This window comes from Aequorivita sp. CIP111184 (genome assembly GCF_900489465.1).
In the GTDB taxonomy this organism is placed as follows: domain Bacteria; phylum Bacteroidota; class Bacteroidia; order Flavobacteriales; family Flavobacteriaceae; genus Aequorivita.
This window is the reverse complement of record NZ_UEFQ01000015.1, coordinates 162,343-176,281: the sequence shown is the minus strand read 5'-3', so window position 1 is coordinate 176,281 and position 13,939 is coordinate 162,343. Positions and strand designations below refer to the sequence as shown.

The following is a 13,939-nucleotide window of genomic DNA, read 5'->3' as shown; positions in this document are numbered from 1 at the left end:
AATTTCTAAGAAACGACAAAAATACGTATATTTGTGTCAAATGTCGTTACAATGAAAAAATACGAAACACATACCGATGTAAACTTGGTAAAAGAACCAGAGGTTTTTTATCTGCTTGATAATCCCTTTGATAGAATTGTCGGCGTCTTGGGTGGGGTAGGTCAAGTTGGTCAAGTAGTAAACAGCGATATAGACCTTATTACAATTACCAGAAAAGGTTTGCCTAAGAGTGTGGCATATTCCATTTGTGAAGTTCTAGATATTTCTATGGATAGGCTTAGTGAGTTATTGCATATTTCTCACCGCACTTTACAGCGTAAAGAAGATAATGATCTTTTAAGTGTTTACAGTACCGAGCAGCTTTTTGAAATTGCCGAGGTTGTTTCTGAAGGTATCGATGTTTTTGATACACTTGATAATTTTAGAGCATGGTTACATTCTACGCCTTATATTTTTAATGGTCAAAAACCTCTAGATTTTTTAGATACGAGGTTTGGTATACAATATGTTAAAAATACTTTAGGCCGAATTGCCCACGGAATTCCTTCATAATAATGCGTATTTTCAGAATTGCTAAAACAAGATATATCCATGATTTTTCGGGTGAAGGCTCACGACTATTTGGCGGGAGATGGAACAAGGTTGGAGATCCTGTAATTTATTTTTCAGAACATCTTTCTTTGTGTTTACTTGAAATTATTGTTCACGTAGACTACGGAAAGCTTCCCTTGGATTATTCATTCTCAGAGGTTGAAATTCCTGATGCATCTATTAAAACCATTCGGTCAATAGATTTTATTAAACCAAAGTGGAGCACTGAGCAAGCCGTAAACCAGTTGCAGTTGTTTGGTTCCAATTGGTTAAAAAAACAAGAAAGCTTGGCTTTAAAAGTACCTTCGGCCGTTTTGCAAAGAGAAAATAATATTCTGATCAATCCGCATCATAAGGATTTTAAAAAACTCAAAACTATAGAAATTGATAAAATGGATTTTGACCCACGATTGTTGCGTTAATCTATATTTTTAATAAAAATTATAAAAAGGGAATTTAGGAGTTGTGATGTTTTCAAAACTATTTTGCGAAAAATTAGAGTAGAAAATTTGAAAATTTAAAGAGTCAGCCTCCAAGTATGTTGCAACTTTCTGAATTTCTTAATTTCTTTTCGAAGTAATGGCAAGAAATCTTTTCCATTGCTATTAATTCGCTCTAATCGTTCGCAGTTTTTGTAAAGCAAATTTGAGAGTCGCATTACTGATGTTGCATACTTATGCTTTTCTTCTGAAAAAGATTGACTTTCCGCTTTCAATATTTGTGGTGCAAGGGAAACGGATTGTTGCACGATATCGCCCGTGAAATATATATTTTCATCTTCCTTGCCGTTTCTTTGAAGGTAAGCCAAATCATGGCTTAAGTAGTAAGAAATATGCCTTGATAAGGCAAATATTTCCAACGCTTTTTTATAAACGGCAGACTGCGGATTGTTTCCAAAAGAATGGGGCGACATTTTTCTTTTCTAATTTTTTTATAGCATATCAAATTTAATGACAAGCATTGTCTTTACGCAATAGATATTAAAGTAATTTGATATATTTGCTTTAAATTATATGTTAATTTAGTTTAAAACTTTAATATGAGTATAGATTCCCTAAACTGGAAAATACTGAATTGTCTTCAGAAAAATGCCCGACAACCAAATACGGAGATTGGCAGAAAAGTAGGAATTAGTTCTCCAGCAGTGGCTGAACGTATAAAAAAAATGGAAGATTCTGGTATCATTAATGGTTATTTTACAGTGGTTTCATCTCTTGAAGCGGGATATCAGTTTAAAGCTATAATTACCCTGCGTGCATTTATGGGGAAGTTGAAACCTTTTCTTGAAATTGTTAAAACCTATGATGAGGTTTTAAACTGTTACCGCATTACTGGGAATGAAAATATAGTTATGGAGGTGGTCCTAAAAAATCAAAAACATTTAGAAACATTTATTGACCAACTTATTGTCTATGGCGAAACAAAGACGCAAATAGTTCTTTCACATGTGGTAAAAAATAATGATTTAAAACCTTGGAAATAAATTTTCTAACGTTAAAAATGTCATAATTGGATTCTTATTAAGATTTATAACAGCCTGTTAATTTACTTTTATTAAAAATTAAAATAAATCTGAATTTTGAAATTTATCGAAATATGAAAAACTATACAATTCATTTTTTAATAATTACTATTATTTCCGCACTTTTGGGGTTTACTGGTTTGGAATTTCCTGGAGATACCATAGTTAGAATAATATGTCTTTTTGCAGGAATAGCACTTATGATTTCCTGCTTGGATGCGGTTATTGTCATTAGAAAAAAAAGGAAAATAAAAAAGGATTCTAATTTTAGAAACTAAAGATCAGACATTTTTTAATTCAGCTTTCTTCAAAAGAAAATATAGCCAAATTGTTGCTCCACCTAATAGAAGAAGAAATATTGTAAACACTGTCCAAGTATTAAAATATCCGAAATTGTTAACCATATTCATCCCTCCGTTATGTCCAATTAAATGTGCAAAGCTAAAACTCATACTGTACAAACCCATATAACTTCCTTTCCGTCCTTTCGGTGCCATCTCCAGTGCCAGCGCATTTGAAAAAGGAAATCCTATCATTTCTCCCAGCGTCATCAATAACATGGCAATAATTAGAATTCCGCTCCAGTTTGTAAGATTCAAAACCAAAAAGCTTAGACCTAAAAAGAAGATTCCCCAAAAAGTAGCCATAGTTTTTGACACCTTTTTTCTGTCCAACCAGCCAATCAATGGCATTTCAAAAATAACAATTGTCGCTCCATTTATAAACATGAGCCAGCCTATAACATCTTCAGAAAGAAAATGCACTTTTTCATAATACAAAGGCATTACTGAAAAATATTGCACAAAAGCCAGACTATATGCCACCATTATTAAGAAAAACACTACAAAGAGTTTGTTTAAATATGGCGGTAATCCTTGTTTTATAACCACAATTTTTTCAAAGTTTCTCTCTTTTAGTTTTTTTGGTTTTAATAAAATAAATACTCCTAAAGATGCAATCGTACACGTAATGCCATCAATCCAAAAAAGGGAGGTGTAATTAATATTTGCAATAATCAATCCTCCAATCAATGGGCCAATTGAGAAACCTAAATTTATAGCAAGGCGTATTAAAGCAATACCTCGAGTGATATTTCCAGGTTTACTATATGCATCTGCCGCAACAAAAATTGCAGGCCGTCCTGCATCTGCCATTAGTGTCAATAAAAAAACACCAATACAAAATGCATGAAAACTACTTATTAATTGAAGCAATATAAACCCGATTCCGCCCATAAAAAGACTTGCAAGAATAACCTTGTAAAAACCAATAGAATCTGTTAATCTGCCACCTATGTATGTTCCAACTAAAGAACCCAAGCCAAAACAGGACATAATCCAACCCACTTGTGGCAAGGTAAATCCTTCAACATTTATGAGATACAAAGACAAAAACGGGATCACCATCGCACCTGCCCGATTGATGAAGGTCACCAAAGACAAGAGCCAGATTTCTCGGGAAAGTCCCCGAAAGTTTGCTAAATAGTTGGTGTATATTTTTTTCATTATTGGTTGATGCTATAAATGTAAAACGTCCCGGTTGTTGCCGGGACGTTTTTATATTGAATAAATTTATTTCTATATAATCAATACATACATCGCCGACATTTCTTTCCAGAAATGACCTGGGTTGGTCGATAGGTGTATGTTCTATTTTTCATTTTTTTATTAATTTAAAAATCAAATGTAGTGAAAATATTTATTGTCCTAATTATTTTTTCATTTCTAATCCAGAACTCTTTTTAAATTCATCACCAATCTGATAGCTGCTTTATCATGCGTATCCACATTCTAATAAAGCCGGGTTTTGTATAAGCTTTCATTTGTTTTTAAAAACTTTTCAAGCCAGTTGGTAGATAGTTTTGGGGGAAGATGTTTCATAAAATTTCTTTATTCCAAATAATTGAATTTATCATGAAGTATGGAATTGTTTTCTATTTTTACTAAAAACTAATCATGAAGAACTTATTTTTTCTTTCGCTTTTGCTTTTCAGTATCGTTGTTTCCGCTCAAGATGAAGCTCTTATTTCCGAAAGCAAAGCTGCACAATTAGAGTTGAATGAAGAGTTTAGCAATCCTGAAACAACTATTTTGGAACCTGAAGATTTTAAAGATTTTCACGGTTTGGAATTTTATCCAATAGATGAAAAATTTATTGTTGAAGCCAAGTTTGTGCGAACACCAGATGAAAAACCATTTTTAATGCCCACAACCACTGCTCGTTTGCCGGAATATGTAAAATATGGAGAAGCACATTTTACCATGCACGGGAAAGATTTTGTTTTGAACCTTTTTAAAAGCGTGCAGCCATATGATGAACCTGATTATGAAGATTATCTATTTCTGCCGTTTACAGATTTAACTAGTGGTGATGGTTCTTACGGCGGTGGAAGATTTTTAGATCAAAGAATACCCGAAGGAGATACAATTATTATTGATTTCAATAAAGCCTATAATCCATACTGTGCTTATAGTGTGCGATATTCATGCCCAATTCCACCAAAAGAGAATGATCTTTTAATTAGGATTGAAGCAGGAGTAAAAGCTTTTGGAAAACATTAAAGAAACTTTACCAACCACATTCCTAAAAAGACCATTGCAAAACCTATCACAAAACTTGCAATTGTATAGAGTGCAAACGACATAAAATCACCCGTTTTTAAAAAAACATGATTTTCATAAGCGAAGGTTGAAAACGTTGTAAATCCGCCACAAAAACCCGTGGCCAAAAATAAAACCGTATTGGAAGAAAGTGTTTCATTCTTTAATGCAAGACCCAGGATTACTCCAATTAATAAACTTCCTAAAATATTCGCAATAAAAGTTCCATAGGGTATTCCCGTTTCAAAACTATTTAAATATTTGGAAAGTCCGTACCGAAGTGTACTTCCAAGACCGCCACCTATAAAGACCAATGCTAATTGCTTCATCTAAATTCCTTCTTCAACAAGTTCTGGATTTGAAATTATTGGGATGTAAATTTCCGTCAGCCATTCGGCGGGATTTGGAGTTTCTTCGGGATTGGTTATGTAAACCTCAAACATTTTTCCATTCGGATCACTTTGAAGGCTGTTCTTCTCTATGTATTGTCTTGCTTTTGTATAAGCTTCAGATAGGTGTTTATAATCTCCTTTTAATGATGTTTTAACAGCTGAGACTGGTTCCATAAAACCACAAACAACGGGGCTGCCCTCTGGAGTAATTACTTGTTCTTTAACGGGAACTCCAGTTGAGAAAATAAAGGTGTTGTTTGAGTTGTCTATTTCGTTATATATGGTAAATGGGTTTCCTGCCATATTAAGATTGTTTTTTGTAATGAATCCCATTACCAAATCCATCATTGGTTGCATTTTTTCGTTCAGTTCATCCTGTTTTGCAACAGAAGTTGTATACATATAATAACCACCGCCATATTGGGAAACACCATCAACATTTATAGAGTACTGTTTCATATCTTCGGCCACTTCTGCGGCAATACCTTCTAAACCTGCTTTTTTCATTTGGTGCATCGAGGCATTAAAATCAAATCCGCTTAGAGAATAGTATGCCTTATCAATCAAGGTATGCTCGCCTTTCATTCCCCAGGTTACTTTGGTTCCGCCGTCAACTTCTTCAAAGGTCCAATATACTTGTGGGTTCCGTTCTCCGGCTGGTGTGTTAAGTGTTAAGTCTTGTTCAATTTCTTTATTGGGAATTACTTTCGTAGTCATCATAGACCCACTCATATCGCCATCCCAAGAATAGGATGCACCCTCACCTGAGGTTTTTTCAGCATATGTGAAAGTCATTGTGGAATCTTCCTTTTTCCAAGGTCCCCAATTTTCCCAACTTTTATAATCATTCACTTTGTTGAAAATAACTTCGGGTGGCGCCTGGATAACCAAGGAATCCTGAATATCATAGTTGCCGTCCTTTGTTCCGAAAAAGATAGCGCTGCCAATAATTATTAGAAGAATAAGAAAAAGTAAGTATTTTATTATTTTCATGTTTTAGCGAGGTGTTGATTGGTTGGGCTAAGATAAGGAAATTTCATTGATGCTTTTGAAAATCAGGAGTTACAATCTTTTTGAAGTTTCACTCATTTAATATTGCGGAAAATATTTTAGTACATTTGCGGAAATCTAAAATTTCTTAAAATGAAGAGCACCTTTTTAATAGCAATGGCAATGTCTGGTTTATTCTTTTTTTCCTGTAAGGAAAATAAGGAGGAAAAAGATGTGGCCCAAGTGGAAACAGTAGCTTCCACAGAATTTGATTACAATGTAGAGCAGTTTGGCGACGTAAAAGTTTTACGTTACCAAATTTCAGGTTGGGAACAACTTACCCTAAAAGAACAAAAACTTGTTTATTATCTTACCCAAGCTGGATTAGCTGGGAGGGATATTATGTGGGATCAAAACTATCGCTACAATCTTACCATAAGAAAAGCTTTAGAAAACATTTATACCAATTATGAAGGTGACAAAACTACTGAAGACTGGAAAAATTTTGAAATTTATTTGAAAAGAGTGTGGTTCAGTAATGGTATTCACCATCATTATTCCAATGATAAAATGAAGCCAGATTTTTCTTCAGACTATCTAAAACAACTTTTGACAGATACCAATACAACTTTGGAAGGCGAAGCTTTTGATATTATTTTTAATGATAAAGATTTCAAAAAAGTAAACCAAGCAAAAGGAGTAGATAATGTATTGGAGAGCGCCGTTAACTTTTATGGCCCGGAAGTAACCAATAAAGATGTGGAAAATTTCTATTCAAAAATGAAATCTCCAGACCCCAAAAAACCACTTTCATACGGTTTGAATTCCAAATTAGTTAAAGAAAATGGTCAACTTAAGGAATTGGTTTATAAATCTGGCGGACTTTATGGCCCTGCTATAGACAAAATTATTGAATGGCTTGAAAAAGCGCAAGGTGTTGCTGAAAACAAAGCACAAGGAGACGCGCTGGGTCTATTAATTCAATATTATAAAACAGGTAGTCTTCAAACTTGGGATGACTATAACGTAGCTTGGACAGCTGCAACCGAAGGAAACATTGATTATATAAACAGCTTTATTGAAGTTTACAACGATCCAATGGGTTATCGCGGCTCCTACGAAACTGTTGTTCAAATAAAGGATTTTGATATGTCTGAAAAAATGTCGGTTGTTTCTTCAAACGCGCAATGGTTTGAAGACAATTCACCATTAATGCCAGAGCATAAAAAGAAAAATGTTGTTGGGGTGACGTATAAAGTTGTTAATGTTGCCGGTGAAGCTGGGGATTCTTCTCCAAGTACTCCAATTGGAGTAAACCTTCCAAACGCAAACTGGATTCGCGCAGAAGTGGGAAGTAAATCTGTTTCTCTGGGAAATATAATTGAAGCTTACAATAACGCAGGAACTACGGGACGATTGAAGGAATTCGTCAACGATTCTACAGAACTGGAACTTGAAGAAAAATACGGTCAAATTGCAGATAAACTTCATACTGCGCTTCACGAAGTGATTGGACATGCTTCCGGGCAGTTAAATCCTGGCGTTGGTGAAACCAAAGAAACCCTAAAAAATTATGCTTCTACTTTAGAAGAAGGCCGCGCAGATTTGGTAGGTCTTTACTATTTATACAATCCAAAACTACAGGAACTTGGCTTGGTTGAAGATTGGAAAAAAGTTGGAATGGCTGCTTATGACGGTTACATACGCAATGGTTTGATGACGCAGTTAATTCGTTTAAATTTGGGTGATGACGTTGAAGAAGCACACATGCGTAACCGCCAATGGGTTTCAGCTTGGGTTTTTGAAAAAGGAAAAGCCGATAATGTAATTGAAAAAATTACTCGCGACGGAAAAACCTATTACAACATCAACGATTATGAAAAATTACACGACTTGTTTGGCCAATTACTTCGAGAAACACAAAGAATTAAGAGCGAAGGCGATTACGCAGCAGTAGAACATTTAGTTGAAACTTACGGTGTAAAAGTAGATCAAAACCTTCATAAAGAAATTTTAGATCGCAATAAACAGTTTACTTCTGCGCCATACAGCGGGTTTGTAAATCCAGTATTAGTTCCAAAAATGGACGATAATGGAGAGATTGAAAGTTTTACTATTGAGCAGCCAAAAACATTTGCTGAACAGATGTTATTTTATTCTGAAAACTATAGCAATTTGCCTGCAACAAATTAAAGTCATATTTAATTCAAATAAAAAAAGCTCTTCGATTATCCGAAGAGCTTTTTTGTATTAAACAATCTAATATTAGTCTTTTAAATAAGTTTTTATTGCCAATAGAAATATTATAAAAGCAATAAAACCCAATAAAATCCAAAGGCTCCCTTTATATTGTTTCTTATGAAGTTTTTTATCACCGCGATAGCTATAAATCATTACGAAGACGAACACAATAAAAAATAGAATAGCAAAAACCAACTGGCCGGTAGTAAACATAAATTTGTAGTTTTACAGAACAAATTTACAACCTTAAACTTTAAATATGAAGAATAAAATAGCCGCAGTTTCCGAATTTCACAAAGCTTTTGGTCTCGGAATGAAGGAATCGCCTGCGGCGAATCTTGGAATAAAAAAAAACCTACTGCGTTATGAACTGATGCGAGAAGAAAACGAGGAATATTTGGAAGCTGCTAATAATGATGATTTGGTTGAAGTGGCCGATGCGCTTGGCGATATGCTCTATATTCTCTGCGGTACAATAATAGAACACGGAATGCAACACAAGATTGAAGAAGTTTTTAACGAAATACAACGAAGCAACATGAGCAAACTGGGTGCGGATGGAAAACCAATTTACCGCGAGGACGGAAAAGTTTTAAAAGGCCCAAACTATTTTAAGCCGAATATTAAGGAAATTCTCGAAAAATAGAAAAGCAAAAGACCCAAAGCATATGTTTTGGGTCTTTTATTAAATATATTAAATTGTTTTAAACAACTTCAAATCTCCAATCAAAAGGATCTTCACTGCGGTTGTATTGAATATCCAAAAGTTCTTTTTTGAAACGGGCAGCAAAACCATCGTCCTGTTTTTCAAGGTCGAAAGTATCCTCTTTGTAGCTAAAAGCACAAACAGGACTTATAACGGCGGCAGTACCAGCACCAAATATTTCTTTAAGACTACCATTTTTTGCCGCTTCAACAATTTCTGAAACTAAAACGGGTCTTTCTTCAACCTTTATATTATCTTGTTTTGCAAGCGCAATTACACTTTTTCTAGTTACACCGTCCAATATTCTATCACTGATGGGAGCGGTCAATAGGGTATCATTTACTCTGAAAAAAACGTTCATTGTTCCTGCTTCTTCCAAATATTCATGATTGTTTGCATCTGTCCAGATTACCTGTTGAAATCCTTTTTCACGAGCAAGGTTTGTAGGGAAAAATTGTGCGCCATAGTTTCCGGCAGCTTTTGCGGCTCCTACGCCACCATTTGCAGAACGGCTATAATGATCTGCAATAACAACTTTAACATCACCGGTATAATACGCTTGTGCTGGCGACATCAAAATCATAAATTTATATTCCGTTGAAGGCGATGCGCCTACGCCAACTTGCGTTGCCATTACAAAAGGCCGAATGTAAAGTGAATTGCCAAGTCCCGGTTTTATCCAGTCTTTGTCCATTTTTACAAGCGTGGTTAAAGCATCAAAGAAAATATCTCTCGGAAATTCTGGCATTGCCATTCTTACCGAAGATTTATTAATTCGTAAAAAATTCTCTTGAGGTCTAAAGAGCCAAACTTTGCCGTTATCATCTTTATATGCTTTCATCCCTTCAAAAACGGCTTGCCCATAATGAAAAACCTTGGCTGCGGGTGAAATGGTAAGCGGCCCATAGGGCTTGATTGTTGGATTTTGCCACGTACCGTCTTTATAATCACATTCAAACATGTGATCACTAAAGGTACTACCAAAAGTTAAGTTGCTAAAGTCTACTTGCCCAATTCTGGAAGATTCAACTTTTTGTATATTTAGTTTTTGTGTGGCTGAAGAATTCATTTAAATAAATAGTTTATTTGGTAAAAATAGGTAAAATTTAATCCATTTAAAATTCAAAAAATCATTAAAATTGCAATAAGTTATTAATCAATAAATTATTAAATCCTAAAAAATGAAAAAAATTCTATTCATAATCGCACTATCATTCATTGCATTTAGCTGTAAAAATGAAAAATCTGAAGAAAAATCAACAGCTGAAGCTGAAGTAATAGCAATAAACTATCAAACTTTCGGTGCTGAAATTTCTGATGAAAATGTCCTGTCAAAGCAAGAAATGTTGGAAAAATACAATAATCTAAAACCTGGCGATACAGTAAATGTAAAGTTTGCGGCCCCAGTAAAAGATGTTTGTCAGAAAAAAGGGTGTTGGATGAATCTTAATATGGGCGAAAAAGAGGCTATGGTGAAATTTAAAGATTATGGGTTCTTTATGCCGAAAGACATTGCTGGGCAGGAAGTAATTGTTAACGGGAAAGCATATGTTGAAGAAATGAGTGTTGATGATCAACGCCATTATGCTGAAGATGGTGGATCCACGCCAGAGGAAATTGCTGCAATCACAGAACCTAAAAGAACTCTTGCTTTTGAAGCAGACGGCGTACTGATTCCTGAAGTAGAAAAACAATAATTTTTTGAAACGTACATTATTAAAAACCGGCGACGGTTCTTACACATTACATATTTCTGAATGGGATGAACAATATCATTCCAAACACGGAGCTATAGCTGAAGCCCTTCACGTTTTTATAAAGGAAGGGCTTTATCATTGGGTTTCTAAAAATCCTGCAACAACAATTTCTATAATGGAGATTGGTTTTGGAACTGGACTAAATGGTTTTCTCACTTTTTTGGAAACCGAAAAAGACAACTTGAAAGTTGATTATACAGGAGTAGAGGCATATCCGCTGCAGATTGATGAAATTCAAAAAATGAATTATACATCACTTTTGAAAGCTACGGAAGAAATTTTTATGCAGTTGCACACCTCTTCTTGGGAAGAAAAAATAAATATTTCTGAAAATTTCAACCTTACAAAGCAGCAGAAATTCTTTTCTGAAATAACTGCCGAAAACACTTTTGACCTTATCTATTTTGATGCATTCGGAATACGCGTGCAGCCCGAACTTTGGACAGAAGAAATTTTCCAAAAAATGTATAATGCCCTAAAAGGTAATGGGGTTTTGGTAACCTATGCTGCCAATGGAAATGCCCGAAGAGCTATGCAGACTGTTGGATTTTTAGTGGAACGAATTCCTGGCCCACCAGGCAAAAAGGAAATGTTGAGGGGCACAAAGAAACCGTCAACATTCAGCGAAGCTAAGGCCTAAGAGCTATTAGGAATTATCATTGTTCTCGGAAACTTAATTTATGTGGATCAAATTTTAATATTCATATAACGGCAGATGAGAATTAACAAATATCAAATCACAATTTTGAATCCAAATTTCACAATCTTCCGTTAACTGTCTTTGCGATTCAGTTTTGATTTTTTAAATTTAAAAGTATGATTAATAAAGTATTGATAACAGGCGCCACAGGACTTATTGGGAGGGAGTTGATAAAACAATGTCACCAAGAGGGAATTTCTGTTAACTACCTTACAACGAGCAAGGAGAAAATAAAAAATACCGATAATTATAAGGGCTTTTATTGGAATCCACAAAAAAGGGAAATTGATTTAAATGCTTTTGAGGGGATAACGGCAATAATCAATTTGGCTGGAGCATCAATCTCAAAGCGCTGGACAAAAAAATATAAAAAAGTTATAATTGACAGCAGGGTGGAATCCATGAATTTTATTTATGAAACCCTTCAAAATTTGGAACACAATATTGAGCATTTTATTTCTGCTAGTGGAATAAGTATTTATCCAAACTCAAAAACAAAATTATATACTGAGGAGGATACCGAAGTGGATGACACATTTTTAGCTGATGTAGTAATTGCTTGGGAAGCCGCAGCCGTAAAATTTAAAGATCTCGGCATGGAAGTCAGCAAAGTTCGTACGGGAATAGTATTAGCCAAAGAAGAAGGTGCCTTGCCTCAAATAGCGAAACCAATAAAACTTGGTGTAGGCGCTCCATTGGGAAGCGGTGAGCAATGGCAATCTTGGATACACATTGAGGATATTGCTGGCATTTATCTTTTTATTCTTAAAAACCAATTAGAAGGAAAATTTAATGCCGTGGCTCCAAACCCTGTTCAAAATAAAAAAATGACCAAATTGATTGCATCCAAACTGGATTGTCCTCTTTGGCTTCCAAATATTCCAGCATTCGCACTAAAACTATTGTTGGGAGAAATGTCTGTTCTTGTTTTGGAAGGACAATTGGTCAGTTCGCATAAAATTGAGGAACTTGGCTATTCTTTCAAATTCTATAATTTGGAAAACGCCTTGCAGGATTTGTTATAAATAAAAAGAGAGGCAAATCTGCCTCTCTTTCTAAATATTAATCAATAATTTTTAAGATTATGCTTTTGTAGCAACCAATGAAACAGTAATTTTCATTGTGTCGTTGATAAACTTATCGCCCAAGCTTGGGAAGACAGATTTTGAACCGTAGTTTACATCCCACTTTGTTCTGTCTATTTCAAAAGTTTCACTTTTCAACATCATTTTATCACCTTCCATAGTTACAGTTGCAGGAAACTGAATAGCATTAGTTTTATCTTTTATAGTTAAATTTCCTTTTACCATATTGTTTTCAATGCCAGTCATTTCAAATTTAGCAGTTGGAAATTCTTTCACATTGAAAAAATCACCTTCTTTTCCTTCAACAGTTCCTTTTAAATGTGCTTCTAGATTAGCTTTGTCATCACCTTCCAAATCTTCGTCAGTGATGCTGGTCATATCAATTACAAAATTTCCAGCTTCAGCCTTTCCTTCATTTAAATGAACTGTTCCCGAAGAAAGCTTTATTGTTCCGTGGTGCGTTCCAGTTGGTTTTGAACCTTCCCACATGATTTGGGATGCAGCGGTGTCTACTGTATATTCTGTAGCCATTTCAGTTGCTTCAGAAGCTTCCTCAGCGGTCATTTCGGTTTCTTTTTCAGTGTTTTTGCAAGAAAATGCACCTACTGTGATAAAAGCCATTAAAGTAATTTTCAAAAATGTAGATTTCATAATATATTGGTTTTTGTTACGAGGTGCAAAAATATATTTTACAACTGTAATTCTTCTTAAAGATATACTAAATTAAATCCTGTGACATTTTGACATTTTAAAACAAATGGCAGTACTTTTGCACCCTTCTGAAAAAAATGAAAGAAACGCCACTATTATGAGCAAAAACGATAAATTCAAAGATAACCACGAAGAAGCGGGCTTTGATGATAAAGAAATAAACGAGCAGGAAATTGCTGAAGAAAATGTAACTCATACCCTTTCTGAATTACAGGATGAATTTCAACGCGAAAAAGATCGCTACTTGCGACTTTTTGCTGAATTTGAAAATTACAAAAAACGTACCTCTCGGGAACGTGTTGAAATGTTCAAAACTGCAGGTGAAGATGTTATATATTCAATGTTGCCAATTCTTGATGATTTTGAACGTGCCTTAAAGGAAATTCAAAAAAGTGATGATGACAATCTTTATAAAGGAGTAGAACTTATTAATGACAAAATGAGGGAAACCCTAAAAGTAAAAGGGCTTCAGTTAATGGAGGTTAAAGCTGGCGATGTTTTTGATGCCGACTCGCATGAGGCAATCACTCAAATTCCAGCTCCCGAAGAAAAAATGAAAGGAAAAATTATAGATGTAGTTGAAAAGGGATATACCCTAGGCGACAAAATAATACGCTTTCCAAAAGTGGTTATAGGACAATAAT

General features: G+C 34.7%; 18 protein-coding genes. 11 read left to right on the top strand and 7 right to left on the bottom strand.

Going from position 1 to position 13,939, the window contains the following annotated elements:
- The first annotated feature begins 51 nt into the window (after nucleotides 1-51).
- Nucleotides 52-552: an antitoxin Xre/MbcA/ParS toxin-binding domain-containing protein gene (locus AEQU1_RS05210; RefSeq protein WP_111879350.1), complete on the top strand. Its 501-nt coding sequence runs from the start codon at nucleotides 52-54 to the stop codon at nucleotides 550-552.
- Nucleotides 553-554: 2 nt separating this feature from the next.
- Nucleotides 555-1,013, top strand: a complete 459-nt coding sequence (locus AEQU1_RS05205; RefSeq protein WP_111879348.1) for an RES family NAD+ phosphorylase — start codon at nucleotides 555-557, stop codon at nucleotides 1,011-1,013.
- 95 nt (nucleotides 1,014-1,108) lie between these two features.
- On the opposite strand, the gene AEQU1_RS05200 is transcribed toward AEQU1_RS05205, so the two are convergent.
- Entirely contained in the window at nucleotides 1,109-1,504 is a 396-nt protein-coding gene (locus AEQU1_RS05200; protein ID WP_111879347.1) for a hypothetical protein, read from the bottom strand.
- A gap of 126 nt (nucleotides 1,505-1,630) precedes the next feature.
- On the opposite strand from AEQU1_RS05200, the gene AEQU1_RS05195 reads away from it, so the two are divergent.
- Both AEQU1_RS05195 and AEQU1_RS05190 read left to right on the top strand, forming a co-directional pair.
- Nucleotides 1,631-2,074 (top strand): Lrp/AsnC family transcriptional regulator, encoded by a 444-nt coding sequence (locus AEQU1_RS05195; protein WP_111879345.1) that lies wholly within the window; start codon nucleotides 1,631-1,633, stop codon nucleotides 2,072-2,074.
- A gap of 113 nt (nucleotides 2,075-2,187) precedes the next feature.
- Nucleotides 2,188-2,391, top strand: coding sequence for a DUF1328 domain-containing protein (locus AEQU1_RS05190; RefSeq protein ID WP_111879343.1), 204 nt, complete (start codon nucleotides 2,188-2,190; stop codon nucleotides 2,389-2,391).
- A 3-nt stretch (nucleotides 2,392-2,394) separates the two neighbouring features.
- Here AEQU1_RS05190 and AEQU1_RS05185 read toward each other — a convergent pair whose 3' ends face one another.
- Nucleotides 2,395-3,618: an MFS transporter gene (locus AEQU1_RS05185; RefSeq protein ID WP_111879342.1), complete on the bottom strand. Its 1,224-nt coding sequence runs from the start codon at nucleotides 3,616-3,618 to the stop codon at nucleotides 2,395-2,397.
- A gap of 450 nt (nucleotides 3,619-4,068) precedes the next feature.
- Between AEQU1_RS05185 and AEQU1_RS05180 the strand changes: the two genes are divergently transcribed.
- On the top strand, nucleotides 4,069-4,674 hold the full coding sequence (locus tag AEQU1_RS05180; RefSeq protein ID WP_111879340.1) for a DUF1684 domain-containing protein: 606 nt from the start codon (nucleotides 4,069-4,071) through the stop codon (nucleotides 4,672-4,674).
- Here AEQU1_RS05180 and crcB read toward each other — a convergent pair.
- Complete coding sequence (gene crcB / locus AEQU1_RS05175) at nucleotides 4,671-5,042, bottom strand: fluoride efflux transporter CrcB (RefSeq protein ID WP_111879339.1); 372 nt, start codon at nucleotides 5,040-5,042, stop codon at nucleotides 4,671-4,673. The two genes, AEQU1_RS05180 and crcB, sit on opposite strands and share 4 nt — an antisense overlap.
- Nucleotides 5,043-6,098, bottom strand: a complete 1,056-nt coding sequence (locus AEQU1_RS05170) for an SRPBCC family protein (RefSeq protein WP_111879337.1) — start codon at nucleotides 6,096-6,098, stop codon at nucleotides 5,043-5,045.
- A gap of 150 nt (nucleotides 6,099-6,248) precedes the next feature.
- Between AEQU1_RS05170 and AEQU1_RS05165 the strand changes: the two genes are divergently transcribed.
- Nucleotides 6,249-8,288 carry a dipeptidyl-peptidase 3 family protein gene (locus AEQU1_RS05165; protein WP_111879336.1) on the top strand — a complete coding sequence of 680 codons (2,040 nt, stop codon included), beginning with the start codon at nucleotides 6,249-6,251 and terminating at the stop codon, nucleotides 8,286-8,288.
- 72 nt (nucleotides 8,289-8,360) lie between these two features.
- On the opposite strand, the gene AEQU1_RS05160 is transcribed toward AEQU1_RS05165, so the two are convergent.
- Entirely contained in the window at nucleotides 8,361-8,549 is a 189-nt protein-coding gene (locus AEQU1_RS05160) for a hypothetical protein (RefSeq protein ID WP_111879334.1), read from the bottom strand.
- Nucleotides 8,550-8,595: 46 nt separating this feature from the next.
- On the opposite strand from AEQU1_RS05160, the gene AEQU1_RS05155 reads away from it, so the two are divergent.
- Entirely contained in the window at nucleotides 8,596-8,982 is a 387-nt protein-coding gene (locus AEQU1_RS05155; protein ID WP_111879333.1) for a nucleoside triphosphate pyrophosphohydrolase family protein, read from the top strand.
- 58 nt (nucleotides 8,983-9,040) lie between these two features.
- Here the strand turns inward: AEQU1_RS05155 and AEQU1_RS05150 are convergent, their stop codons facing one another.
- Nucleotides 9,041-10,111: a branched-chain amino acid aminotransferase gene (locus tag AEQU1_RS05150; RefSeq protein WP_111879331.1), complete on the bottom strand. Its 1,071-nt coding sequence runs from the start codon at nucleotides 10,109-10,111 to the stop codon at nucleotides 9,041-9,043.
- A 112-nt stretch (nucleotides 10,112-10,223) separates the two neighbouring features.
- Between AEQU1_RS05150 and AEQU1_RS05145 the strand changes: the two genes are divergently transcribed.
- The 3 genes from AEQU1_RS05145 (at nucleotide 10,224) to AEQU1_RS05135 (ending at nucleotide 12,524) form a co-directional block, all read left to right on the top strand.
- Nucleotides 10,224-10,739 (top strand): DUF4920 domain-containing protein, encoded by a 516-nt coding sequence (locus AEQU1_RS05145; RefSeq protein ID WP_111879330.1) that lies wholly within the window; start codon nucleotides 10,224-10,226, stop codon nucleotides 10,737-10,739.
- Between the two features lie 4 nt (nucleotides 10,740-10,743).
- Nucleotides 10,744-11,439 (top strand): tRNA (5-methylaminomethyl-2-thiouridine)(34)-methyltransferase MnmD, encoded by a 696-nt coding sequence (mnmD, locus tag AEQU1_RS05140; RefSeq protein ID WP_111879328.1) that lies wholly within the window; start codon nucleotides 10,744-10,746, stop codon nucleotides 11,437-11,439.
- 176 nt (nucleotides 11,440-11,615) lie between these two features.
- Nucleotides 11,616-12,524: a TIGR01777 family oxidoreductase gene (locus tag AEQU1_RS05135; protein WP_111879327.1), complete on the top strand. Its 909-nt coding sequence runs from the start codon at nucleotides 11,616-11,618 to the stop codon at nucleotides 12,522-12,524.
- A gap of 57 nt (nucleotides 12,525-12,581) precedes the next feature.
- Here the strand turns inward: AEQU1_RS05135 and AEQU1_RS05130 are convergent, their stop codons facing one another.
- Nucleotides 12,582-13,235: a YceI family protein gene (locus AEQU1_RS05130; RefSeq protein ID WP_258455137.1), complete on the bottom strand. Its 654-nt coding sequence runs from the start codon at nucleotides 13,233-13,235 to the stop codon at nucleotides 12,582-12,584.
- A 106-nt stretch (nucleotides 13,236-13,341) separates the two neighbouring features.
- On the opposite strand from AEQU1_RS05130, the gene AEQU1_RS05125 reads away from it, so the two are divergent.
- The gene (locus AEQU1_RS05125) at nucleotides 13,342-13,938 is read left to right on the top strand and encodes a nucleotide exchange factor GrpE (protein WP_111879325.1); all 597 of its coding nucleotides are present in this window, start codon (nucleotides 13,342-13,344) and stop codon (nucleotides 13,936-13,938) included.
- Nucleotide 13,939: the final 1 nt, after the last annotated feature.